Source organism: uncultured Sanguibacteroides sp., assembly GCF_900543425.1.
GTDB lineage: Bacteria > Bacteroidota > Bacteroidia > Bacteroidales > Marinifilaceae > Gabonibacter.
Map to the genome: position 1 here is coordinate 25,136 of NZ_UQRQ01000011.1, position 25,003 is coordinate 50,138.

The window sequence follows — 25,003 nt, forward strand, 5'->3', positions numbered from 1 at the left end:
GATTTTAAAATGAAACATTTAATCTTAACGAGTATCCTCTTTGGGGAGGAACAGTCCCGGATCCCATTGTTACCTGTTCCGGATCTCGTCCTTTCAGATCTTTACTTTTCACCACAAAAGGATTCGTAACGTCAAAACTCAGGCTTGCCGAAGAGATACATACCTTCTTTAATAAATCTTCGGAGAAATTATAGCGTAACGTCAAAGAACGGCATCTCAAAAAGTCCCCTGACACAACTCTTAAATCACTCTTATTATACATATCCCATCGGTTATTGGCTATCGGGTATTTTCTTTCGTAAGCAGTAAATGCCATATCATCATCGGATAAAGCCGGAATCTTCGTGTAGTTCTCATCCCCTTTCTTGCGCCAACGATCCACGAACTCGCTCGACATATTCTGCTGAGGGAAAGGTAATGCCTGTCCGGACGACAAATAAAGGTCATTCAAACGTACCTTATTACCCAAAGCAAAAGAAAACAGGGCATTCAAACTGAATCGTTTATACCTTAAATCCGTTGAAAAACCTCCGGCAAACGTCGGTTCACGGCGTCCTGCATATACAAAAGCAGCGGCATAGGCTTCTTCCTGTGTATTGATCACCTTTTTCCCGGTTTCATCCGATTCTGACTCCCCGTAGAATGTAGGAAGTCCCTCATCATTCAACGCCTTAAACCTATAAGCATAAAAACTATTGATAGAACGACCGTTCCGCACTAACGTACCGTTGACATAATCGCTCCAGGACACGGACTCAGCCTCTCCCGCGTTGGTAACCTTATTGTAATTTTTCGCCGTATTGAAAGAAATTCCCCACGCCCAATCTTTCGTACGGATCGGATTCACGTTTACACTAATTTCCCAACCCGAATTATTTACGTCACCATCATTAATAGCCACATAATTTGCCCCGGTAGAAGGAGCAATTACCTTTTGCACGATCTGGTCTACTCCCTTTTTCCTGTATACCTCTACCGTACCGTATATCAACCCCTTAAAGAAAGAAACATCTATACCCAAATTGTAGGATTTGGTCTTTTCCCATTTCAAGTTATTATTAGGAAATTTATATAAAGTCGACTCGTATTCTCTGGACACGTCATCCAAGGTTCCCATCCGCACGATCAAATTCGGCGTCTGATCAGGATGCACATTACCCTGAATACCATAAGATGCACGTACGGCAAATTCATCTAACCAATTTATCCCTCTCATAAAATTCTCGTTATGCATATTCCACCTTCCGGAAACAGACCATACCGGTAAGAAGCGGACGCTCTTATCCTGTCCGAACTTATTGGATCCGTCAGTCCGGATATTGAAATTGGCGATATATCTATCGTCATAGGAATAGGTAAACGTACCGTACCAAGATACAATATTGGTCAGATTATCCGTGATCACATCCGGCGTATTGGTTATATTCTGAGCTAACCTTCTCCATTTGGTCAAATCGACTTGGGCAAACTTTTTTCCGCGTTCGGGCAGGTATCCCCATTGAGTAGATTTCAGGGCATCATATTTGGAAGAAGAGATCTCGCTTCCAATCATTGCCGTTACATTATGTTTTTCAAAATCCTTGTAAAAGGTAAAACTGTTCCTTATGGTATAACGAACATTACGCGTATCCTCATTGAGGAGCTCTCCCCCCATAGGAATCTCGCATCGATCCAGAAAATCGTCTGACGGATTTTGGGGAAGAAGTGTCCCGTAAGGAGTCTGGCGTTTCATTGAAACATAGTAAGATTTTTCACTGGCCCAATAAGTCTGGTAATTATTATTCGAGGAAACACCCAGCAAAGAACTGAATTTCAAAGATGGTAAAATATTCCAATCCACCGTCAAATTCAATCTGACGGAATGATTTTTTACCTTTGTCCCGCTCTCGGACAACTCATTTAAAATATTAAACGGGATCATATCTGAATAACCGACTCCATTATCATAAAAGAACAACTCACCGCTTTGATCATAAAGAGGAATCGCTCTTGACGTTTGCGCCGCGTATTGATATACATCAATGGAGTTATGAGGCCGTTTGGTATTGGTTAAGGCCGCACTAAGATTCATCCCAACTCTGAAATGATCAGTGAAACGGGTGTTCACTTTGATCATGGCATTGTAACGGTCTACGTCTTCCTTTTTATTCACACTCTGGTCATCCGCATATCCCAAAGAAAAATAGTAATCCCCTTTATCGAAAGCTCCGGAAACGGAAATCGAATGCTGGTGGCTGACCGAAGTACGGAATAACAGATCATACCAATCCGTATTTAACTCTTTCAACTCTTTTACCTGCTGCCGGAATTCATCATAAGAGATTGTCTTATTCCACAAATCCATCAATGCTCCCTCATACCCCATATGAGTGGGCTTATAAGAGGTAAATTCCAATCCTTTTTCATGCATCTCTTCCGACATCTCAATCCGTTCTTTGGAATCCATCAAACGCATAACCTTATAAGAAGGGGGAGTCATGATCGAGATCCCACCGTAATAATTAATACGCACTTTGCCCTCCCGTCCCTTCTTCGTGGTCACCACGATAACACCGTTTGCGGCTTTCACACCATAAATAGCTGTCGCACTCGCATCCTTCAATATATCGATCCGCTCGATATCGCTCGGATTCAAACTGGAAATGGCATTCCCGATCAGGTTTACCTTATCCATACTATTTAGCTCCTCTGTAGAAATTTGCACGGGCTCATCCAAGATAATCCCGTCAACAACCCAAATCGGCTCGCGGTTTCCCGTGATGGAAGACGATCCCCGAATTCTAATTTTCGGAGCAGCTCCCGGAGTAGAGGTCTGATTCAATACAGTAACACCGGCTAAACGTCCCTGTAACATCTGATCCACAGAAATGGCTCCGCCCATTAATATATCTTCTCCTTTTATAGAAGTTACCGAACTGGATAGTCTTCGCTTGTCAATCTGCTGGTAACCGGTCACTACTACTTCATTCACCTCCTCTACCGATTCTTTCAAAACTACTTTCATAAAAGCAGTATCCGCCTTTATTTCCCGTTTCTCCATCCCGATAAAAGAGAAAATTAAAAACACCTCTTTATTCGACGGAACATTTAATTTAAATTTCCCGTCAATATCCGTCACCGTTCCAATTGTCGTACCTTTCAATAGAATCGTAACTCCCGGTAATTTCAATCCTCCTTCATCCATTACAACCCCTTTTATCTCTCTTTTCGCAACGACAGAATCCGTTTTAACCCTTTGCCCCGGTAAAATCAAAACGTACCCTGCCGTAATCTCGTATCTATAAGGTAACGTCTTAAATAATTTTGCCAAAGCCGTTTCCAGGGACATATTATTCAACTCCACACTAATTTTCTGATCCACATCCACTTCCCGGTTATTATACATAAAATAAACACCTGTTTGCGTTTTGATCTCTTTCAAAACCTCTTTCAAAGCTTTATTCGAGAATTTTGCATTAACCACGCGTTGTGCCGAGGTTTCAGCCGCAAGATGCAGGGTAAAGACGAACATCAGCAACCAAGTCAATTTCATAATTTTCATGATTTTATTCGCACATTTTCCACGTGCAAATGCATACCATCTACTCTTTTTTTTCATAATTTTGTTTTTTACGTTAAAATCAATTCCTGTTTAGCCGACAGGAGTTCGGAAAGGAGTGTTAGCCGCACTCCTTTCATTTTTTAGAAATAATAATAACCTTATCTTTTTTAATAAAACAAACTTTCGACAATTTCTTGATCATTCCCAACATGATATTCATATCCCGGTGCCGGTCGGCCGCCCCGGTAAACGTAATATGACGTAAAGAATCATCGGAATAAACAAATTCAACATCGTACCAACGTTCCAACTGACGGGTAATATCCTGCAGTTCCATCTCTTCAAATTCAAAAACACCCGATCTCCAGGCAACATATGTCCTGACATCCACCTCTTTTACATCTATTCTTGTGGCATCTGACACGGATTGTTCTCCCGGCTTCAACACCAACGAATCTTTTCCGTTGGAAACCTGCACGCACCCTTCAACCAATGTCGTTATAACTTCCTCTTGTTGTTCGTATGCCGACACATTAAAATGAGTTCCTAAAACCCTGATTCGTGCCCCCCGGCTCTGCACCAGAAAAGGACGATCTGCATCTTTTGTTACCTCAAAATACCCCTCTCCCTCCAACCGTACACTTCGCTTCTCCTTACCAAAAACAACAGGATAAACCAATTTTGAATCCGAATTTAACCAAACCTTTGTTCCATCCGACAGTTGTAAAAAATACTCTCCCCCGCGAGGAACAATAATCGTATTAACAAGAAGCGTTTCTCCAGCATCCTTATCATTTACGACATACCGGATTTTCCCTGCCGTATCCTTTTCTATCACCGCTCCGTTCACCTCCCTCAATTGAAATAAAGAATCCTGGGACAGATCTACCCGTTTCCCGTCAGATAATTGTAATATCGCTTTGGAAGAACCCGGTAAAACAGTCAGGATCTCCTTTTTAGGAGAATCCCAATTTTGACCTGTATACCAATAAAGCGAAGCAGACAAAAATAACATAAACATAGCTGCATAGGGATAATAACGGACAAGCCATTTTCTTTTTCCGGATTCGGAACTCCCTATTTTCTTTTTTATTTTATGCCAAGCTTCATTTGTATCCGCTATCTCCCAAAAAGTCACCTGCCGGCTTCGACGGTATTTTCGCACATAATCTCGAAAAACTTCCGCATGTTTCTGATTCTCCTGCAACCAACACCTTAGCTCTTCCGCCTCAAGAGAAGTCAATTCTTCCCTGCAATATAAAACGACTAACTCGATAACTCTTTTCTCGTCCATTTTTCACGTTTTTATACTGATAAGCCTAAATCGATCAAAATGGGTGAACTAAAAATGATTTTTTTTGAAAATTTTTTAATGAAGTAATATCAACACGATCGTGTTCAATGAGTTTCTCAGTTGTTTCAAAGCCCTCGATAAATGTGTTTTTACCGTATTCACAGATAAATTCAAATGCTCAGCCGCTTCCTTGTATTTCATATCTCTCAATACAATAGCTTCAAATACCTTACGGCATTGTTCAGGTAATTTTTCAATCTCCAGGTATAACTTTTCCCTCTCTTCCGCTATAGCCTCGGCTGTATACTGAACATCGAGGATCTCTTCATAACGCTCTAACTCATCAAATTGATATTTCCGTCTAACTTTAACCAATTTGATACAGTTATGCCGAACAGACGAGAATAAATAGGAACGCAAAGAACCTTGAAACATCGTTTTTTCTCTTCTCTCCCAAAACTTCACGAACAACTCTTGAATCACGTCCTCAGCTTCTTCGTACGAATCGATATAGTTTAATGCAAAAACACACAAAGGTTTATAATACAGGTCAAAAAGCTCTTTTAATCCAGACTCATCCCCTTTGTTTATTTTTTCTAAAAGATCACATTCATCCCGGTTACCACTCGTTTCTTTTTGCATGCGACGAATATATATAAAATAACCAATGCGACAAAATAAACAATTAATTTCCACTATATCGAAAAAGAAAATACGATTCAACGATTGAGCAATTGAATCCTTCAATCACCCAACCGCTTAATCTCTTACTTAGGATTTATATATGTACGTTTTTTGTTGTAAGTAACCGTCCCGACCTTTTGTAAATATCGTATCACGGCCTCCGTGATCAATAGGGACTTTTCTCCTTTACCCTTTCCCGAAAAATCATAGGTAGTACTCACGTAATTACTCAATCCGATCTTATATCGATGCCCATCAGTCAATTTACGACCATCCTTATCTTTAAACACCACATCCACGCCTTTCCCCGTCTTATCCTGCAAAATCGTGTAACTCCCCCTGGAAATAAAAAGATCTATGTGACGATATTCGTCACTCGTTTCACTATTAAATCGATTCAGAATCAATTCCTTCATCTCCGGCAAGGAAAGCTCATGCTTCACTACATAATTATCAAAAGGCTCTATTTGATAAACCATCCCCTTCGTAATATCTCCCTCCGGAATAGTATTCAAACGAATCCCTCCGGAGTTATAAAATGCAAAATCGCATCCCGCCTGATCAACCATGGCATCCGTTACCATGGAGGCTACATTCTCCTTATATTTCATAGGTTCCGCCGCTTTTCCGATCACAACCTTAAAATCAGGATCGTTGCTATAAGTTTCAATCATGGCGACAACCTCGGCATCCGGATTCTCTATACCCGCCAAATCTACGACTCGGTAGGATTTATCCGTCAATTTACCCTTCTCAAATTTCAACACCGTAATCCCGGCATAATGCAATCTGCTTCCCGTTTGGCTGATCAATACCCCATTCACCATTTTAGGTTCTTTCAAAAGTGTATGGGAATGTCCCCCGATAATAACATCCAGTTCTGGCATAACCGCAGCCAACACCGAATCGGCATAGACACCCAGATGAGTAAGTCCGATAAAAGCATCACTCTCATTCTTCAACTTCCGGTACGTATCCACCTCGTCCTTAAAGTCGGCAAATACAATACCTTCCAGATGTTCCGGGTTCGTGGCAGGAATATGACTTGTCGGACTGATCTCGATAAAACTCAAAAAACAGAGTTTTATCCCGGCCTTCTCTATGATCAAATAAGGCGGTAATTGTCCCAATTCACTCCCTTCCGAGCGAATGTTGGCACAGATCACTTTAAATTGCGCTTCGGAAAGTCGTTTTTTTAGTTCCGTTTGACCGTAATCAAAATCATGGTTCCCCATCGTTGCAAGATCGTATCCCAACTTATTCATCAATTCGATCATCGGTTTTCCCCTCTCCTTGGCGTGATCCACAAAAGGGCTACCGGAAAAACGATCTCCCGCATCCACCAATATTACATTAGGATACGTCTCTCTTATCTCCTTCACAAAAGTAGCGAATTTAGGGAACTGACTGATCTGGGCATGCATATCATTCGTAGAAATAATAACGATTTCAGCCTCTCCGGATTTGGATGACTTTTTGTTATTAGAACACCCGAACATCACCACTACAACGAGTAGTATAAAATAAAGATTGAAAATTTTCCGCTGTTTCACGACAATATTGTTTTAAATTAATCCTAAACAAAAATAAACAAAAATAACGGGAAAACAACAAAAAGGGCGGGTAACCATCACGGCCCCGCCCCAAAATTAGAATTTTCAAAAGTTGCTATATAAAAATATAACAATATTATCAGTCCAACGTTCAAACAAAATAGAAGATGGTAAAAGCCTCCGGTATTAAATAAAGATCTCACTCAAAATTTAATAAAAAACGTGCAATTGCACACCGGAGGCACTATCTTCCTATGCAATGCACGTATATTACTTGAGTGAGATATGCAAATGTAGAAATTAAAATCAAAAAAAAATACTAATTTCATGAAATTATTCATTTATATTCATTCTTTTCTACGCCCAAAACGAAGTCTCTGTTTTTTGAGATTAATATTCACAAAATCGAACAAACCTCACGAAAACGGGTATTCTTGAGGCATATACCTTCAACCGGCTATGTATCACATAAAAACAAAAACGAAAATAAAACCCGCCATATACGGGCTATTGCAAAAGCTATAGTCAAATATTTACAAATACTAATTTAAATTATTTATTTATAAAATTACATATAATTAATAAATCGAAAATGAATGAAAACGACTTAGACTTAATGATATAATAAATCTGGCGGAATACCGAAAAGCATAATCCGCCAGAAAATTATTTTCCTATTGAAGGATACAAGAACAATCGTTTGAGACGATAAAGAGAGTTCCCGTACGATTTCCTCCTTTATTCTCCGGTAGAGATGTTCGAATATATCGGAAGTCTCCACAACTTTTTTTTTCCACGACCGTGTTCACACGTATCTCTTTTATTACTATAGCCATTATTTTTTACGCTCCAGTCGATTATAAGTCAATGTTAACGACTCGACGACAAGCCCGCTTTTTTGAGCATCCAGTATTCCCAAGTCCCATTTTACCGGATATGCTCGACTACATGCCCAGCAAGCCACCTCCTGTTGTCCTGCATCCATCAGAGAAATGACCAGATTACACGGCGATATCCGACCATTCATAGAATACGAGAAACAGCTTTTTACCCAAGAAGTTATCTTTTCATCCAAAGGTTCCAAAGAACGTTTCAAAACAATATTTCCATGTTTAATCTCTTTCGGAAGTTTTATCATTCTATCATCCCCGGCTTGAGACAAATCCTCTATGACCATCTCCTGATCCAGTCCGCTCACTTCCATGAACGATGCCCCAATATGTTGACTACCCCAATGGAATTGTACTTGAAAATAGAATGCCATGGGAGGGATCCAACTATCATTCTTTGCCATAAGTTATAAGATTAAGCCAGCGTTATACCTTCGTGAACCAAGATCAATGTTTCCATCGCAACATTGTTTCCGTCTGCCTTAAAACCTTCCACGGTAATTTTTTTCGGCCAGGCATTGGTCAGTTTCCAACTCTGGGCGGGCGAACCGCTCTCATCCAGTAAACTGATCGTAACGGAACGCCTTTTGATGGTGTTTAATTTTACTTCTCCTATCCATTCCCAAAATTTCATATCGGAAACAAAAACACCTTTCTTTAAAGTTACATCTCCACTTTTTCTCAGCCCGGGCATTTTCACTTTCGTGAACTCCTTGCTATCACCGACACGATACTCGATGACATCGAATTCCATATCCAATCCGGAAACTTCTTTAAAGGACATATCACCTATATCATCAATACTGACTTTGAATGAAAATTCAGGTAATGGCCATATACTCTTATCTTGTGCTTCTCCTGCCATAATTTTACATTTTAATGGTTATACATTTCTATATTTATCACGCATTAACTCTTCTGCATCTGCTGCTGGAAGGTGATTTCAATAAACTCGGCCGGATGAGAAATCGCTACCAACACGGTAATTCGCATAATTCCCTCCAGAATATCTTCCGGAGTCATCGTATCACCCAGACCGACATGTACACCATAAGCATCCTCCGGTACAGCTCCCGCCAATCCGCCTCGTTTCCAGACACCATACAGGAAGTTCTCAATCATACATTTCATATTCAGCCACGTATTCGCATCATTCGGCTCGAACACGTAAGCGCGGGCCGCATTCTTGACAGATTCTTCCAAAAAAAGCATTGTTCGGCGAACATTAACATAACGCCAATCCAATGAATTACCATCTAACGTGCGTGCCCCCCACACCTTAATTCCCTCGCCAACAAAAACACGAATAGCATTGATGGCCTTTCCATTCATCGGTACATTTAAATTCTCCAATGCCGTATTATCGATTATTTCCGACGGACTATTCACGTAGTTAACCGAAACATTTGCCGGAGCCTTCCACACGCCTCGGGTATTGTCGACCATCGTATAAATACCGGCCACAGCTGCAGACGGAGGCAAGAGATTCAGGTATTCTTTGACCCCTTTCACCAACAATCGATAATCGGGCCAATTCCGCGATAGGGCACTATGCAATTCATCCGCTATTTTTTGTTTATCATCGGCAGAGAGTGGCTCCTCCGTCTCTTTCATGACGATATCCCCGTTTTCATCTTTTCTCGGTTCATTCGTCTCCGGATCTACCTCCGGTTGCTTTACGATCTTTTTGCCATTCTTTATCTGGTCGAGACATTTCATAACATAACTACCCAATTGAGAGTCTTTCCCGAAAAATTTTTCCAAAGTAGCCGTATCGTCCTGTTTCCAGGATAATACCCGAGCGGTAATGTCTTTATCTCCCAAAACAGACGTTTCCAACCACGGGTAATAAGTTGCACCGTATGAAAGGAAATTCGCTCCGATATTAGTACGAAACTTACTGATTTGCTCATCCATTGTCTCGCTATCCTTCTCTTTCGGTTGCACGTCAAAAATAGCAAAGCGATTTTGCATTTTGGCACAATGAGCCAGCATCTGCGTCTGTATACTCGCGCAATCTTCAGCGTTATTTACAGCCTCAGGAACCACAATCATGGTTATTTCCCGCTCTTTCTCCAGAGCCGTCAAAGCCTCCTTAACTTTCCCCTTATCCACCATATCCTTATTGCGATAAGTTCCGACAGACACGATATAGCAGGTTCCTCCCCCGTTTGCAAAAAACATAATCAGATTGTAATACAAGGTGTACTTATTTTTTGGTTTGACAACCTGCAACTTTCCTTCCTTTCCGGAAATCGTGTAAAATCCTTTCGCATCAGCCTCCTGTACAACCGACATCTCGAAAACCTGTTCCGGCCCTCCACCGAAATACTTCATATATTCCGTCATTGAGGAGATCTTCCATGGTTTATTTTTCAACGAATCATTTCCATTCTCCGCTTTTTCGGTAATTCCGATAAAGGCGGGAATAGCAGTCGACACTTCCACCACAGAATTGGGGAAGGCGCTTTTCTCCACGATGTAAACACCGGGTGTTTTCATATTTCCCATAGTTTTCTAAAATTAAAATGAATAAAAAAATCAGATATAACAGATTTGGCGAAACCAATCTATCTGCTTTACATTATTATTCATCAAGTCGAAAAATGATCTGATAATCAAATATCATATTCCATACAGCCATTATATGGATACTCTCATTACCTTGTTATTTATACAAATATAACAAATCAACACAGACACTACAAACTTTTTTGTAAATATATAATAAAATAAACCAAAACACAGAAAACTATTTTTCCATTCGACGTTGATACAAAAAATTAGAAGCGATATAAAAGCCTTACCAACAAACACAAAAACGTTTCAATATTTATATTTCGAAAGGAGAACCCATATTATGGCCTGTAACAAAATCAACTCATAACTTCATTGTCTTCCATATTAATACAAACCAGATCTTACGAAAATTATTAAATTATAATCAAACTCAATTATACAATAAAAAAGAGGTCAGACTTTTAATCTAACCTCTTGATGCTCAGTAGTCGGGATGACAGGATTTGAACCTGCGACAACACGCCCCCCAGACGTGGACTCTACCGGGCTGAGCTACATCCCGAAATGCAGGTGCAAATTTAGTAAAAAGTTTTTAGAATGGAAGTAATCCGTTCTAAAAAAATATTTATCAAATAAGAGCTGATATTTAATATTTTCATTCTAAATGAATTAACACAATCGATCGATTGACCGTACAAGATAAAAGTTGGCGTTCCGGTTTTAATTTGGTAAATTTGCACATAAAGAAAAAAATAATAAGAAACGAATAGATACAAATATGTCATCAGCAGAAATCACAGAAAGAGTAAAATGTCTTATCATCGGTTCAGGTCCTGCCGGATACACGGCAGCTATTTATGCTGCACGAGCCAATCTGTCTCCCGTGCTCTACACGGGCTTACAAATGGGCGGTCAGTTGACCACCACGACAGAAGTTGAAAATTTTCCGGGATACCCGGAAGGCGTCAGCGGACCGGTCCTCATGGAAGATATGAAAAAACAAGCGGAGAGGTTCGGTACAGATATACGTTTCGGTATTGTCACCCATGTTGACTTCTCCGGTCATCCGCACAAAATAACAATCGACGACACGAAGGAGATCGAAGCGGACGCTGTTATTATCGCTACCGGGGCCACGGCACGATATTTAGGTCTACCGTCGGAAGAAGCCTACAGAGGTTCCGGAGTCAGCGCCTGTGCCACCTGTGACGGATTCTTTTACAAGAATAAGGACGTAGCTGTCGTTGGAGGCGGGGATACGGCATGTGAAGAAGCCGCGTATCTCGCCGGGCTATGCCGTAAAGTATATCTCATCGTTCGGAAAAACTACCTGAGAGCTTCTAAAGCCATGCAGGCAAGAGTTTTTGCTATTCCCAATATCGAGGTATTGTTTGAACATAACACCATAGAGCTATTCGGATCCGATATGGGATTAGAGGGAGCCCGGTTAGTCTACCGGAAAGGAACTCCCGACGAAAGTTTCAAGGAGATAAAAATCGATGGTTTCTTCTTAGCTATCGGTCATACGCCCAACACGGACATTTTCAAAAAATACATAGAATTGGATGATCAGGGATATATCATCACGGAAGGAAAAACCACCAAGACCAATATCCCCGGCGTCTTTGCAGCCGGAGACGTGATGGATCCGACTTATCGTCAGGGCATAACTTCCGCCGGCAGCGGTTGTCGTGCCGCCATCGACGTAGAGCGTTACCTGAGCGAACTGGAATGTGGTATTTAAAATAAAGATCGGGAAGTTTTCCCGATCTTTTGTTATTTAATCGTTACCATCGTCGCCCCATAGCCATATTGCTTAAAAGAAGCATCCTGATGTTGGAAACGTTTATATTTGGTTTGCAGCTCCCACAAAATACGTTGCTTTAAAACTCCATCTCCTTTCCCGTGAATAAAAATAATTTTCTGTCCCCGACGTAATTTATATTCTTCCAATGTCTTGCGGAACACGTCCAATTGGTATTCGAGCATGTCCTTACTCTCCATACCCGCCGTCGTTTCAAGCAACTGAGTGATATGGAGGTCTACTTCAAGAATATTTCCTACCATTTGTTTCGCCGGTCTTCTCTCCGGCACCTCATCCATTTTCGTTTTTTTGGCCTGCAGCAATTCTTTTGTGTCTATTTCGACACGCTCCTCTGTCATCAAACTCTCTTTATCAAGAGGACGAACGAGAGCCACCGAATCAAACCAACGCACATGTTTATAGGCTCCCGCCTTACATAAAGAAACCGGATTCAATTTTACAGGTACATCAATCGCACTTTTCAGGGTAAAATAGCCTTTTTGATAAAAAACAGCTTGCACCTGAACGCTTTTGACAACATCCAACTCCTTTAAAGAATAATTACCGACAAGATAAACAGTATCAGGATTACAGTTTCCAGCCGTAATCCCATTGTATTTTTCACCATCATAGAAGGCCACAGAACACAAACACACCAAGTTTGTATCATTAATCAGATAAAGATCGAAACGACTCTCGTTCAGGTTATTAAAATTCTCCGGAACGAAAGCAAAATACAACGTATCCGCCGATGACATCTCCACGCCCTTTTGTACCTGAGCCGGAGTATTTGCCGTACCGGAAGCAGATGCCGCCTGAAAATCCGAACGAATGATCACCAAATCATTTACCGAGGCCGGAATCTCAAATCCATATTCATCACAATATACATTTACGCTGTTCGCATCAATTATTCCGGTCACCTTACCCTCCAGTTTCTCCGAAATAAAACGAACAATATCACCTATTCTTACATTCATCGCATTTCTTATTTTAGTTTACAAAAATAAGATTTTTCCCGCTCGGGTAATATAAAAGAGAGCTATAAGTAAAAAAAAACGGCAAGGAAGAGAAGAAAGAGATTAGAAATTATTAATTTAGTCCTTTAATTTGGATCATAAGTTAAAAAATACATATAATGACGTTACAAGAGTTTCAAAAATCCATCACGGAGGGTATTCCCGATATATTACCCGCCCCAAAGCCTTACGAGCCTGAAATCAATCACGCTCCGAAGCGGAAAGATATTCTGACGAAAGAAGAGAAAAAATTAGCCATCCGGAACGCATTGCGTTACTTCGATCCCAAGCATCACGCCGTTCTCGCTACCGAATTTGCAGATGAGCTTGAAAAATACGGACGTATTTACATGTATCGTCTTCGTCCGGATTATAAAATGTACGCGCATAACATCAACGATTACCCGCACAAAAGCCTACAAGCAGCCGGCATCATGTTGATGTTAAATAACAATCTGGACATAGCCGTCGCCCAACACCCGCATGAATTAATCACTTACGGGGGAAACGGGGCTGTATTCCAAAATTGGGCCCAATATCGCTTAACCATGAAATACCTGTCAGAAATGACGGATGAGCAAACACTCGTCTTGTATTCGGGACACCCCATGGGATTATTTCCGTCACATAAAGATGCTCCCAGGGTAGTTGTAACGAACGGGATGGTTATCCCCAACTACTCCAAACCGGATGATTGGGAACGATTCAATGCCTTAGGAGTCTCTCAATACGGACAAATGACTGCCGGTTCATTCATGTATATCGGTCCCCAGGGAATTGTTCACGGAACAACTATTACCGTATTGAATGCAGGACGTAAAATTTCCCAACACGGGGAAGGATTAGCCGGCAAACTCTTTATTACCGCTGGATTAGGCGGTATGTCCGGAGCCCAGCCCAAAGCAGGAAATATCGCCGGATGTATCAGCATCACTGCCGAGATAAACCCGAAGGCCACTCAAACCCGTCACAACCAGGGATGGGTAGACGAAGTGATCGACGATTTGGATAAATTGGTAGAACGGGTAAAAATAGCCAGAGAGAAAAAAGAAGTCGTTTCCATTGCATTTCAGGGCAACATTGTAGATGTCTGGGAGCACTTCGCAAAAGGAGATATCCCTGTTGAATTAGGTTCAGACCAGACCTCGTTACATAACCCGTGGGCCGGCGGTTATTACCCCGCCGGGATCAGTTTCGAAGAGAGTAAACGTATGATGGCCGAGGAGCCGGAACGATTCAAACAAAAAGTTCAGGAATCTTTACGCCGTCATGTGGCTGCCATCAACAAATGCGTGGAACGTTTCAACACTTACTTTTTTGATTACGGAAACGCATTCCTGCTGGAATCCTCCAGAGCAGGGGCCGATATTCTAAAACCGAACGGGGACTTCAAATACCCGTCGTACGTTCAGGATATCATGGGGCCGATGTGTTTCGATTACGGTTTCGGTCCGTTCCGTTGGGTATGTTCCAGCGGTGACCCGAAAGACCTTGCCAGGACCGATGAAATCGCCGCACAAGTACTGGAAGAAATTATGTCTCACTCCCCCAAAGAGATTCAGCAGCAGATGGCTGATAACATCCGTTGGATCAAAGCCGCGGGAGAGAATCATTTAGTCGTGGGCTCTCAGGCCCGTATACTGTATGCAGACGCAGAAGGACGCATAAAGATCGCAGAAGCATTCAATAAAGCCATCGCGAAAGGTGAAATATCCGCTCCTGTCATTCTGGGACGGGATCACCACGACGTATCCGGCACGGATTCCCCCTATCGCGAAACATCTAACATATACGACGGCTCACGTTTTACCGCTGACATGGCCATCCAAAACGTCATCGGAGATTCTTTCCGGGGAGCGACTTGGGTTTCCATTCACAACGGCGGCGGTGTGGGCTGGGGCGAAGTCATCAATGGCGGTTTCGGCATGATGCTCGACGGAAGTGTCGATAGTGACAGACGCTTAAAGAATATGCTTTTCTGGGATGTCAACAACGGAATTTCCCGTCGCAGTTGGGCCCGCAACGAAGGAGCCATATTTGCCATCAAACGGGCCATGGAAAACAACCCGAACCTAAAAGTCACTCTTCCAAATTTGGCCGACGACCAACTCATTGAATCTTTATTTTAATTGAAAAATAACCTGTTAAAGAATCGTGCGGATAATTCTTCCGCACGATTTTTTTTATTTCATATTGCTGAAATATAAAAAAATCGTATATTTGTTTAGTCAAGGATGTGGTTATGTTGATACGAAAGCACACTACGATTATTTAATGTTTTTATCAATAGATCACGGAACACGCACGGAAGTGATCTTTGTATGATCCTTGACATAGCGGCCTCCCTCCCCGGTGGCCGCTTTCTATTCCTGTAAAACTTTTCCCTCATCTTCATCACGTGCGGATCACCCTAAAAGATTTTCACACAACGTGGTAAACAACAAAGAAGTCTTCATTTCCGCTGAATTAGCAAGCTGCTACCGGGATTTGGCCCCAAGACCTCTTCCTCGCGAATGAAGTACCCCTACCTCTTCCCTACCACCACAACAAATTGACATAATGATATTTAAGCAATCGTTTTTCTATCATATAACATTGGAGACAAAATAGGTATCATAAAAAAAAAACGATAATCACCCCGTCTCCTCAATCAAGACTTAGATCTTTAGGTGCCGATAAATCTAAATGATAAATAATAACATATTAAATGATCTCGAAATTGTTTTAATTTGTTTTCTCGAAATATTTTTTCATGACAAAGAGGGAAATTAATTTTTCTCTCTGTTTATCTTGGAATTGCGACACGTACTCGTGAGCATGTTTTATGATTTCCAATGCTTCACGCTCGTGTCTAATATAATAGTTAACTTTCTCAATAAGATCGGAATAATCTTTTTTAATCTCTATATAATGATAATCAGGAAGTAGTTTTCCTTCCATAAACCATGTTTCACAAGTAGGCTTTGGCATTACGGCAATAGAATTTGAAAACATGACCCATTTCAGATTACTTGCCACATCATTTCCTTCTAAAGCCATTATAAATTTATATCTAAAATGTTCATGTAATGTCATTTTAGGTGCTTTCCACTCTTGTGGTATTTTCGGATCCTTGCTAACATCCCCGACATCACACATGGAATGACCGATAAACTTTTTCATGAATAATTCTCGACGGGGCTTATTGCCGACTTTTCCCCTGAAAATAATTTTGTTTTCTTTTTCCGTGAAAGGGATATTATCTTTAAGGAAAGTGAAATGACGAATTTTATCTAAATTCAAAAGTACTGAGTTTTTATTGTCCACGTCAAGAGGCCTACTTTTCACGATACAAGGATTCTCGGGAACATGAACTATATCTCCCGGCAGATGGTTCCATTTCATTGATTGGGGAAACCAACGAGTAAACTCGTAAGTATCAAAAAAATAAACAGATTGCTTCTCTCGCTGACCATATCGATGTTCGACAAGACGAGAAGAATTCCGGGGTAATTTCTCCGGAGTATCAAGTTTATTGTAATATTCAACTCTCTCTCGTATGTATGAAAAATCATCCCGCTTCATGGCTTTATACAGAACATGATCAAGTGACAACCTGTATATAAATTGAGGTATCGCGTAACGAATATAATTTCGAAAATAATAAACCCATTTAGAATTTTTCCCGCTACAGAAACAGTAAGGCAAACGCATATTTCGAAAATTTATTTACCTCAATCTCCCCAAGGCATTAACAAAAAGAAAGCGTGGAGATTATTCTACTTATATGAGGCATTGCCAAACACCGCACCACAACAAACAGCTACCCTATACCTAACCTTATATTACTTTCGTAACATACGGTTTTGTACTGCTTATCCCTTCAGTCTGAAAAATTGGCGATTTTCTTACTAAAGTTAAAACAAAAACGCTTCTATTATCTAACATCTCTATTACTCACCTTTTTTCGAGCAACGCCACAAATATAAACAATATTTTGTGCCACACAAACACCATTGGATTAATCATGCGATAAATTTATATACAATTACAACAATATTTATTCCAACAGTTTTACAATACACGTTCATTAGCGTAACGAAAATAACAATTATTACATAGAATGATACGATCTCTTTTCCCACTTCTTTTAAGCGAGAGATCAGTTGTATGAAATATTTTTCTACTGCGATCGCTTTCTGTTTTTTTCGTCGTTTCCAACAGATCCTCAACGATAGGAACTTACTTACTAACACTATCCAAAAATGGGGACAAATTAAGATGAAAAACACCTTTTTTTTCACTTCAAAAACATTAAACAAGAGATCAGCTCCTCAATTCGACTTAACAATCATAACTCGCTGATATATAAAACAAAAAAGTCATCATTTCTGATGACTTAGCGAGCTGTTATCGGGATTTGAACCCGAGACCTCTTCCTTACCAAGGAAGTGCTCTACCCCTGAGCTACAACAGCATTCAAATCCGTTATTCTCCTCTTCTGAACATTCCCTTCATTTGAGCCTCTTGTCGGATTCGAACCAACGACCCCGAGATTACAAATCACGTGCTCTGGCCAACTGAGCTAAAGAGGCAAATTTCATAAAAACGGGTAAGCTTACTATGTCGCACCGCTACAACCATCTACCCTTGCTGCCTTCCGACCCTGGGGGAGTTCGACAGGAGCTGGTCGCATAGGACTTACCCGGGCACAAAAGTACAAAATTCTTCTTTCGTACCAAACATTTTCTGAGATTTTTCTTACATAGTATTTAACCTTTAAGATAAGAATCTGAATATAAAAATCTTAATCTTAAAAAGAATCCGAATTGGACACAAAAAAACAGCTTAAACGTAACTTGTTCTGCCCGACTGAAGTATAAAAGTAAAAACAAAAGTAAAGAATAAAAAATATCGATATAATATATGCAGAATAATATACATTCATCGGACTCAGATTTTCTTTCAGCATTAAATGTTTTACTTGCCGCAAATCTGGAATCGGAAAAAAACATTCAGTTGGCACTAAAGAAATTGGGTGAACACGAAAAAGCAGATCGGATACACATTATTGACATAAAACACGATATGAGCTTTTCAATCTCTCACGAATGGTCGAGGGAGGGAGCAAGCTCTATCCAAAACAATATATCCCAAAATATCTTCTTACTCGATAAAAAGTTAGAAAAACAACTTGATGAACACAACTATATTTACATCAAAAACATAGAGGATATCACGGACTCGAGCATAAAAAATATCATGAAAGCAACCCAGGTTCGTTGCGCTCTTTTTCTCCCTCTCTTCATTTCCAGTCATCTTCTCTCTTTTTTAAGCCTTAGCAGAGTGGATTGTTCCGACGAATGGCAAGAGGAAGAGATCCGCTTTCTAATTAAAGTGGCCAGTGTGTTTTCAGGTGCATTGGAAAAAGAACTTATCCTTTCCAAATTAGTGAAACACCACACGTTATATCAAGACTTTATTGAGAATAAAATTGATTTTATTCTCCGTCTCGACCGGAAATTGCATATCAGTTACTCCAACAGAAGATTCTATTCTCTCTTCGGAGATACCCCGGAAAGAGTCCTCGGTTGTAAATTTACAGAACTCATCCCCGACATGATTTCCTACACTCAAGAAATAGAAAATCTTCAGGACAATCAGGAATTAATTTTGTCTGTAAACGCTCCCTTGAAAAAAGAGGATGAAATTATATGGATCAAATGGCATATTTACTCCATAAGGCTTGAAAAGAACTTAATCGAACTCCATATTGTCGGGCATGATATTTCCGATTATTACAAAGAAAGTGAAGAAATCGAATTATTCAAATCGGAATTACGAACTTTCAGTCAAAACATGTATCCGATCTGGCTTGCCATAAAGGAAGGATTGTCTGATTGTAAACGATCTGATTGTAATGGTTCCATGGATAGCATATACGAAAAGGTTTTCACGTTCAACCATCGTTATGAAGAACTATTATTAAAAATAGATCCCAAATTCACTACCCATGCACATTGATTATCACGAATACACCATACTTATCGCGGACGACTCTGCCTCAAACCTCGAAAAGACAAAACATATTCTCGAGAAGGAGGCCTTTAATGTTATTACAACTCCCGTGGGCGAAGAAGTCATTCCCATAGTTAAAACAAAATCCCCGGATATCATCATATTGGCCTTAACACGCATCAACGGGGAAGGGATGAAAATTACTCAAAAACTGAAATCTGACCCACAAACGAAATTAATTCCAATCATCTACCTGACTACAGGTAATAAACACGAAGAATTTGCAATGGTATCTCATTATGATGGTGTCGAATTCATTTCCAGGCCACTAAGCAAACAAGAATTGCTTATCAGACTAAATAATCAATTATTGCTGCTGGAATCTTTACGGATTATTGAACGACAAAATGAAAAACTCCAAAATGTAGTTCGGGCAAAAGATAAACTTTATTCTGTCATTGCCCATGATTTACGGGCACCGATCGGAACGATCAAAATGATCTTAGAAGCAATTGATAATCAAAAAAGCAAAATCCCGGATGAAAATATACGCCATCTACTTCAAATGGTAATAGAAACTACGGATGAAGCTTTCTCTCTTCTGGAAAACCTTCTGCTATGGAGCAATAGCCAAAACGGGAGACTGGAAGCAAATCCGCAGGAATTCAATTTAACAGCCACGATACGACAGGCTACCTCTCTATTTGATAACGTTGCCAAAGCAAAAGGAATCAAAATACATAATGAGGTAAAACAACACTTCGAGGCCTATGCCGATACGAATATGATAAATACGGCAATTCGTAACCTGCTCTCCAATGCCATAAAATTTACCTATCCCAACGGAGAGATACATGTTGACTGCCAAAAACATGATAACAAACTGATTATATCCGTAAAAGACAACGGACAGGGCATTAAGCGAGAGGATCAACGTAAACTACTGGATAAAGGAAGCTATATTACTTCATTCGGAACCCAGAAAGAGAAAGGTAGCGGATTGGGTCTTCAACTCAGTCAGGAATTCGTAAAATTGAATCACGGTAAACTATGGTTTGAATCGACGGAAGGAAAAGGGACGACCTTCTATTTTTCCGTCCCGACCAAACCGTTACGGTCAGGGGAGTAAGATATCCTGCTTCTCTCCGGAACGTAAAGCCTCGTACATTTTCAAAGCTCCCCATGCATCCGTTGCAGCATAACGGATCTGTGCGGTCGTTAACACGGGAGCCTCCCAGTTCGATGTCCTTTGCCGTTTTGAAATCTTCACGCCAAAGACGATAGACATCAATTTAGAAAACGACATCTCTTCAATACCAAAAGCTTTTACAAACAGTTGCAAATCCAAAAAAGAGGCCGGTGGAAAATCGGCAATTTTACGTAATGCACGGATATCGTCCCGAATCCCCACGCCGACTTTCATAACCTCTTCATTTACCAATAATTCCCGTAAAGGATAGGGTAAACCGCATTTATTCAACCGGAATAGATAAACTCGCTCCTCTGAGGCCAATTGCAATAGTCCCACGTGATGAACAACCCCTTTCTTAAAAGAAGGTTTTGTTTCCGTATCGAAACCAAGGACAGAATTATTTTTCAGATCGGCAACAGCAGCAGCCACCTGTTCCGGTCTATCCACCACAATAATTTCTCCTTTATATAAAAAAACGGGAAACTCTTCAACTTCATTAGGCTCTATCTTCTTCTTATATTCTTGCATGACAATTTTTCCCATGAATCACTCAACCTCATTATCCATTATCCTAAATACGGCTACATGAACAGCCCTTAAAACGCTTGCACATGCTCGCCCCCAGTAAAGCTCAAAACTATTATTCAATTGCCATAAAGCCTCCTCGATCACGTCTGTCATCCCATGCCTGTAGGCCGATATAAAATTTTTCAGGTCTTGATAAATATCACAAACTTTCTCCGCTATAGAATTAACGACCGGAGTCTCGCTATATTGCATATTATCATCAAATACTTCCAGGTACTCATCATGTTCACCCATCAATTGATGAAGTGCAGCGTACAACGTATTATAATCTTCTTCCGTCACCGTATCCTCCAACAGACCTAACTCATCGCTCTCGCAACGAGGCAATAAACTACCCTTCAAATAAATCAAAGGAATAAATTTTTGTAACCTGGAAAGAAAGAGCTCCTGTCCTCCCTCCGCGGCTGCTTCAACAAAATCACAAAATTCTTTTGCCACGGCCACGAATTCGATTACTTCCTTACTATAACCGACATGTTGAAAATCGTCCATATTCATTTTATTAAATTCACCACAAATTTACCAAATATATCAGACTATCGTGTATAGACCGATTCAAAAGTTTCAAAGAAAAGTGCGGTTCACTTCATCACGAAGAAAACCGCACCGAGACTAGCAACAATCTACATTCACGTGTAATCCCAAGATTTTACGCCGGGGATCCTCTCCTACCCTAATGCTAGTAGTCTCTTTTTCAATTCCCATATCATATCTCCCCCACTAAATTGTACTATTGATACGCCTTCTATTTCATTTTCGTTGTTGATTTTCCGTTAAAAATCGATAAGAATGGAGTTGTTAATAGAAAATTATTTCTATATTTGCCCCCGCATCCGGAGAGATGCAGGAGTGGCTGAACTGGCACGCCTGGAAAGCGTGTATACCCCTAAAGGGTATCCGGGGTTCGAATCCCCGTCTCTCCGCTTAAGTAGCTAAAAATAAAAGAGAATTGGCAATAAACCGATTCTCTTTTTTTTACATTAAAGAGATTCGAACGAAGCGCAAGACGGGGGTCGTAACGAGTTCTCGAGGGAGTACAACTCCCGAGTCATCCCCGTCTCTCCGCTTAAGTAGCTAAAAATAAAAGAGAATTGGTAATAAGCCGATTCTCTTTTTTACATTAAAGGGATTCGAACGAAGCGCAAGACGGGGGGCGTAACGGGTTCTCGGATAGTGTTCCAAAAAGTGTGTAAATCCCAGTCTTGATTACATTTGTAATGTAACTACAAAATACAGATTGGTGATTAAATCAGCCAGATGCCGCACGTTATCTCCGCATAGAGTCCAATCTTCTATTTCTTCGGACGTATAATCAGCCTTATGGCCAAAATATAAAGCAGCTTCGTACATCTCCTTTAGTTCGGGAATATCGTCAAGGGTTACTTTTCGAAATTTATAATTTCTGTTTTCCATAATCAAAATGTCTTTTTTCTATAAAAGTACAAAAAAACTTTACTCATCTCCGAATTAATACATTGATTTATAAGATTCTGAATTAATTATACAAGTCGGAAACATATTGCTTATTTGTAGAACAAAACCATGAATTTGTAGAATAAATTCATATATTTGCGAAGTATAGAGTGTATTCTGTCAGGAGGCAAGCAAATGTTTTTATTAAATTATCCCTATTAAATATGAAATCTACTGATTCTGAACGAGAAGGAGTCGGCATGGAACTGGAGCAGTATCGTACCCGGCTTGAACAGATGGTCGAAGAAAAATCGAAAGACCTGATTGCCATTCAGGAAAATCTGGAGGCAACCAACCGGCGGCAGGCATTGTTTATCAAGGTACTGCAGATTCTGCAACTGGAACCGGACATACCTACGGCCATGAATATGGCGCTTGCTGAAATCGGCCGCTACACCGGTGTCGACCGTTTGGCTACGTGGGAAAACCACCTCGACGGAGTTACGTATGGCTGTACCTACGAATGGTGCAACGACGGCATCGAACCTGCCATAGATTACCTGCGGAGTATGACAATTGAAGCAGGAAAGCCTTGGTTTGATATGCTCGAAAAGAATCATATTATTTGTACGTCCGACATTTATTCGCTTGACCCGTTTATTACACAGATGCTTGAAATACAAGGAGTAAAAGCTATTGCTGTTTTCCCTTTATCACAGTTGGGAGTGCATTTCGGTTTCCTTTCGTTTAATTTTTGCTGGAATAAACAGTGGGATGAAAAGGATGTGGAATTAATGAGTCAGATATCGCAAATTGTATCTACCGCCACGAAACGTTGGCAGGTCGAAATATCCCTGCAGCAATCGCAGCGAACGATGCAAAAGGTATTGGACAACATCAATGCCAATATTTTTGTCTGTGATTATGATACGCATCAAGTACTTTTTGCAAACAAGCCTTTCAGGGAAGAAGCCGGACAGCTTCCCGAAAAAGCGGAATGTTGGAAGATGCTGAATGCAGGATTGGACGGAATATGCAAGCATTGTCCCAAGGCACAATTACTCGATGCCAACCGTAATCCCCTGGGAGTCCATTTCTGGGAAGACTACAATCCTGTTACCGAACGCTGGTATACTATCCAAAGTATGGCGATCAAGTGGCTTGACGGACGATGGGCTATCATGGAATTGGCTACTGATATCACTACTCGCAAGCATGTGGAACTGGAGCTTATTCAGGCCAAGGAGAAGGCTGAAGAATCAGACAGACTCAAATCGGCATTCCTCGCTAACATGAGCCACGAAATACGCACACCTCTCAATGCTATCGTGGGCTTTTCGAGCTTGCTTGTCGAGACGGATGAGGAAGAGCAGCGTCGTTTGTATATGACTTTGGTAGAGGAGAATAACGAACTGCTACTCAATCTTATTTCCGACATTTTAGACATTTCCAAAATCGAATCCGGTGCGATAGAACTTGTTACAACGCAAGTGGACGTGTCCCGGCTTTGTCGGGAATTGATCGCCACCTTCTCGCACAAGAAGCAGGATGGGGCGGTAGAACTACGTTTTGATGAAAATTCACCGGAAATAATGATTGTCGCTGATAAAAACCGAATCTTGCAGGTGCTTTCCAATTTTATAACCAATGCTTTGAAATTTACGACCAAAGGATCGATTACACTTTCCTATGATTTGGAAAATGATACTCAGGTACGTTTCCGTGTGACGGATACCGGCAAGGGCATTCCTGCAGAACAACAGCGGGAGATTTTCAACCGTTTTGTGAAACTCGACTCATTTACACAAGGTACCGGCTTGGGATTATCTATCTGCCAGAGCCTGGTCGAACAGATGGGCGGAGAAATCGGAGTGGAATCCCGTGAAGGGGAAGGTTCATGTTTCTGGTTTACATATCCATATACACATGACAACGAGTCGATTGCGGAAGTTGTCGTGGAAGAGAAATCGAATTTGGCTCCAAAGATGAAGCCAAGGAATTACAAACCTCTGATTTTGGTTGCCGAGGATATCGACAGTAACTACTTACTGATTGAGGCATTACTCAAAAAAGAGTACCGTTTACTGCGAGCGTATAATGGAAACGAAGCTATAGAACTCTTCAATGCCCAAAATCCCGATCTCATACTTATGGACATGAAGATGCCGGACTTGAATGGAATAGATGCAATCGCTATATTAAGAAAGAATGGTGCCCAGGTTCCCATAGTTGCACTTACGGCATTTGCTTACGCCAGCGACAAGTCGTTGGCTTTCAATGCGGGTTGTAATGATTTTCTGACCAAACCGGTTTCGCCTCCCGAACTGCGCAGGGTAGTTGCTAAATGGACATCGGAATAGACTTCAAGAATCGGATGTATCAAACGACAGAGGTATAATTAAGTATGTTCAGAGTTTTTAAAACTGGACATACTTATTTTGATGACTGTAAACAGGCGGGCTAATGCTTCCTTTTTCGTCAGTTCGGGAGTAAGAGGAACCCTTTCGT

17 protein-coding genes, 4 tRNA genes and 1 other RNA gene are annotated in these 25,003 nt (G+C 40.8%); 6 read left to right on the forward strand and 16 right to left on the reverse strand.

Features of this window, described 5'->3' with window-relative positions; translation table 11 throughout:
* Positions 1–4 precede the first annotated feature (4 nt).
* From QZR76_RS07750 to QZR76_RS07785, 8 genes are all read right to left on the reverse strand, one after another.
* Positions 5–3,598, reverse strand: a complete 3,594-nt coding sequence (locus tag QZR76_RS07750) for a TonB-dependent receptor (RefSeq protein ID WP_294141964.1) — start codon at positions 3,596–3,598, stop codon at positions 5–7.
* Positions 3,599–3,674: 76 nt separating this feature from the next.
* Positions 3,675–4,835, reverse strand: coding sequence for a FecR domain-containing protein (locus QZR76_RS07755; protein ID WP_294141965.1), 1,161 nt, complete (start codon positions 4,833–4,835; stop codon positions 3,675–3,677).
* 75 nt (positions 4,836–4,910) lie between these two features.
* Positions 4,911–5,477, reverse strand: coding sequence for an RNA polymerase sigma-70 factor (locus QZR76_RS07760; RefSeq protein ID WP_294141967.1), 567 nt, complete (start codon positions 5,475–5,477; stop codon positions 4,911–4,913).
* A 125-nt stretch (positions 5,478–5,602) separates the two neighbouring features.
* Positions 5,603–7,072, reverse strand: coding sequence for a bifunctional UDP-sugar hydrolase/5'-nucleotidase (locus QZR76_RS07765; protein WP_294141971.1), 1,470 nt, complete (start codon positions 7,070–7,072; stop codon positions 5,603–5,605).
* An 835-nt stretch (positions 7,073–7,907) separates the two neighbouring features.
* Positions 7,908–8,366: a phage tail protein gene (locus tag QZR76_RS07770; protein ID WP_294141973.1), complete on the reverse strand. Its 459-nt coding sequence runs from the start codon at positions 8,364–8,366 to the stop codon at positions 7,908–7,910.
* Between the two features lie 11 nt (positions 8,367–8,377).
* Entirely contained in the window at positions 8,378–8,827 is a 450-nt protein-coding gene (locus QZR76_RS07775; RefSeq protein WP_294141975.1) for a phage tail protein, read from the reverse strand.
* 44 nt (positions 8,828–8,871) lie between these two features.
* Positions 8,872–10,473 carry a phage tail sheath C-terminal domain-containing protein gene (locus QZR76_RS07780; RefSeq protein WP_294141976.1) on the reverse strand — a complete coding sequence of 534 codons (1,602 nt, stop codon included), beginning with the start codon at positions 10,471–10,473 and terminating at the stop codon, positions 8,872–8,874.
* Positions 10,474–10,970: 497 nt separating this feature from the next.
* A tRNA-Pro gene (locus tag QZR76_RS07785) sits at positions 10,971–11,044 on the reverse strand.
* Between the two features lie 216 nt (positions 11,045–11,260).
* On the opposite strand from QZR76_RS07785, the gene trxB reads away from it, so the two are divergent.
* Positions 11,261–12,226, forward strand: a complete 966-nt coding sequence (gene trxB / locus QZR76_RS07790; RefSeq protein WP_294141978.1) for a thioredoxin-disulfide reductase — start codon at positions 11,261–11,263, stop codon at positions 12,224–12,226.
* A gap of 32 nt (positions 12,227–12,258) precedes the next feature.
* Here the strand turns inward: trxB and QZR76_RS07795 are convergent, their stop codons facing one another.
* Positions 12,259–13,266, reverse strand: coding sequence for a DUF2027 domain-containing protein (locus QZR76_RS07795; RefSeq protein WP_294141979.1), 1,008 nt, complete (start codon positions 13,264–13,266; stop codon positions 12,259–12,261).
* 158 nt (positions 13,267–13,424) lie between these two features.
* Here QZR76_RS07795 and QZR76_RS07800 point away from each other — a divergent pair, with 158 nt between their 5' ends.
* Positions 13,425–15,434: a urocanate hydratase gene (locus QZR76_RS07800; protein ID WP_294141982.1), complete on the forward strand. Its 2,010-nt coding sequence runs from the start codon at positions 13,425–13,427 to the stop codon at positions 15,432–15,434.
* 595 nt (positions 15,435–16,029) lie between these two features.
* On the opposite strand, the gene QZR76_RS07805 is transcribed toward QZR76_RS07800, so the two are convergent.
* From QZR76_RS07805 to ffs, 4 genes are all read right to left on the reverse strand, one after another.
* Positions 16,030–16,998 carry a glycosyl transferase family 90 gene (locus QZR76_RS07805; protein ID WP_294141985.1) on the reverse strand — a complete coding sequence of 323 codons (969 nt, stop codon included), beginning with the start codon at positions 16,996–16,998 and terminating at the stop codon, positions 16,030–16,032.
* Positions 16,999–17,689: 691 nt separating this feature from the next.
* Positions 17,690–17,761: transfer RNA gene (locus QZR76_RS07810), tRNA-Thr, on the reverse strand.
* Positions 17,762–17,805: 44 nt separating this feature from the next.
* Positions 17,806–17,879 (reverse strand) — tRNA-Thr (locus QZR76_RS07815).
* Positions 17,880–17,891: 12 nt separating this feature from the next.
* Positions 17,892–17,991, reverse strand: an RNA gene (gene ffs / locus QZR76_RS07820) — signal recognition particle sRNA small type.
* Between the two features lie 219 nt (positions 17,992–18,210).
* Here ffs and QZR76_RS07825 point away from each other — a divergent pair.
* Positions 18,211–19,308, forward strand: coding sequence for a PAS domain-containing protein (locus QZR76_RS07825; RefSeq protein WP_294141987.1), 1,098 nt, complete (start codon positions 18,211–18,213; stop codon positions 19,306–19,308).
* The gene (locus QZR76_RS07830) at positions 19,298–20,431 is read left to right on the forward strand and encodes a hybrid sensor histidine kinase/response regulator (RefSeq protein WP_294141989.1); all 1,134 of its coding nucleotides are present in this window, start codon (positions 19,298–19,300) and stop codon (positions 20,429–20,431) included. The genes QZR76_RS07825 and QZR76_RS07830 overlap by 11 nt, the downstream gene beginning before the upstream one ends.
* Here the strand turns inward: QZR76_RS07830 and QZR76_RS07835 are convergent.
* The gene (locus QZR76_RS07835) at positions 20,420–21,037 is read right to left on the reverse strand and encodes a 3'-5' exonuclease (RefSeq protein WP_294141992.1); all 618 of its coding nucleotides are present in this window, start codon (positions 21,035–21,037) and stop codon (positions 20,420–20,422) included. The genes QZR76_RS07830 and QZR76_RS07835 overlap by 12 nt on opposite strands.
* Before the next feature lie 3 nt (positions 21,038–21,040).
* Entirely contained in the window at positions 21,041–21,574 is a 534-nt protein-coding gene (locus QZR76_RS07840) for a DUF5063 domain-containing protein (RefSeq protein ID WP_294141994.1), read from the reverse strand.
* A 343-nt stretch (positions 21,575–21,917) separates the two neighbouring features.
* On the opposite strand from QZR76_RS07840, the gene QZR76_RS07845 reads away from it, so the two are divergent.
* Positions 21,918–22,005: transfer RNA gene (locus tag QZR76_RS07845), tRNA-Ser, on the forward strand.
* A gap of 283 nt (positions 22,006–22,288) precedes the next feature.
* Here QZR76_RS07845 and QZR76_RS07850 read toward each other — a convergent pair.
* Positions 22,289–22,495 carry a hypothetical protein gene (locus tag QZR76_RS07850; protein WP_294141996.1) on the reverse strand — a complete coding sequence of 69 codons (207 nt, stop codon included), beginning with the start codon at positions 22,493–22,495 and terminating at the stop codon, positions 22,289–22,291.
* 224 nt (positions 22,496–22,719) lie between these two features.
* On the opposite strand from QZR76_RS07850, the gene QZR76_RS07855 reads away from it, so the two are divergent.
* Positions 22,720–24,855 carry a GAF domain-containing hybrid sensor histidine kinase/response regulator gene (locus QZR76_RS07855; protein WP_294141998.1) on the forward strand — a complete coding sequence of 712 codons (2,136 nt, stop codon included), beginning with the start codon at positions 22,720–22,722 and terminating at the stop codon, positions 24,853–24,855.
* Positions 24,856–25,003 lie beyond the last annotated feature (148 nt).

Bases quoted from the DNA above. Each gene is read 5' to 3' on its own strand.
- QZR76_RS07750 (WP_294141964.1), bottom strand. From the start codon at position 3,598: ATGAAAAAAAAGAGTAGATGGTATGCATTTGCACGTGGAAAATGTGCG.
- QZR76_RS07755 (WP_294141965.1), bottom strand. From the start codon at position 4,835: ATGGACGAGAAAAGAGTTATCGAGTTAGTCGTTTTATATTGCAGGGAA.
- QZR76_RS07760 (WP_294141967.1), bottom strand. From the start codon at position 5,477: ATGCAAAAAGAAACGAGTGGTAACCGGGATGAATGTGATCTTTTAGAA.
- QZR76_RS07770 (WP_294141973.1), bottom strand. From the start codon at position 8,366: ATGGCAAAGAATGATAGTTGGATCCCTCCCATGGCATTCTATTTTCAA.
- QZR76_RS07775 (WP_294141975.1), bottom strand. From the start codon at position 8,827: ATGGCAGGAGAAGCACAAGATAAGAGTATATGGCCATTACCTGAATTT.
- QZR76_RS07780 (WP_294141976.1), bottom strand. From the start codon at position 10,473: ATGGGAAATATGAAAACACCCGGTGTTTACATCGTGGAGAAAAGCGCC.
- trxB (WP_294141978.1), top strand. From the start codon at position 11,261: ATGTCATCAGCAGAAATCACAGAAAGAGTAAAATGTCTTATCATCGGT.
- QZR76_RS07795 (WP_294141979.1), bottom strand. From the start codon at position 13,266: ATGAATGTAAGAATAGGTGATATTGTTCGTTTTATTTCGGAGAAACTG.
- QZR76_RS07800 (WP_294141982.1), top strand. From the start codon at position 13,425: ATGACGTTACAAGAGTTTCAAAAATCCATCACGGAGGGTATTCCCGAT.
- QZR76_RS07805 (WP_294141985.1), bottom strand. From the start codon at position 16,998: ATGCGTTTGCCTTACTGTTTCTGTAGCGGGAAAAATTCTAAATGGGTT.
- QZR76_RS07825 (WP_294141987.1), top strand. From the start codon at position 18,211: ATGCAGAATAATATACATTCATCGGACTCAGATTTTCTTTCAGCATTA.
- QZR76_RS07830 (WP_294141989.1), top strand. From the start codon at position 19,298: ATGCACATTGATTATCACGAATACACCATACTTATCGCGGACGACTCT.
- QZR76_RS07835 (WP_294141992.1), bottom strand. From the start codon at position 21,037: ATGGGAAAAATTGTCATGCAAGAATATAAGAAGAAGATAGAGCCTAAT.
- QZR76_RS07840 (WP_294141994.1), bottom strand. From the start codon at position 21,574: ATGGACGATTTTCAACATGTCGGTTATAGTAAGGAAGTAATCGAATTC.
- QZR76_RS07850 (WP_294141996.1), bottom strand. From the start codon at position 22,495: ATGGAAAACAGAAATTATAAATTTCGAAAAGTAACCCTTGACGATATT.
- QZR76_RS07855 (WP_294141998.1), top strand. From the start codon at position 22,720: ATGAAATCTACTGATTCTGAACGAGAAGGAGTCGGCATGGAACTGGAG.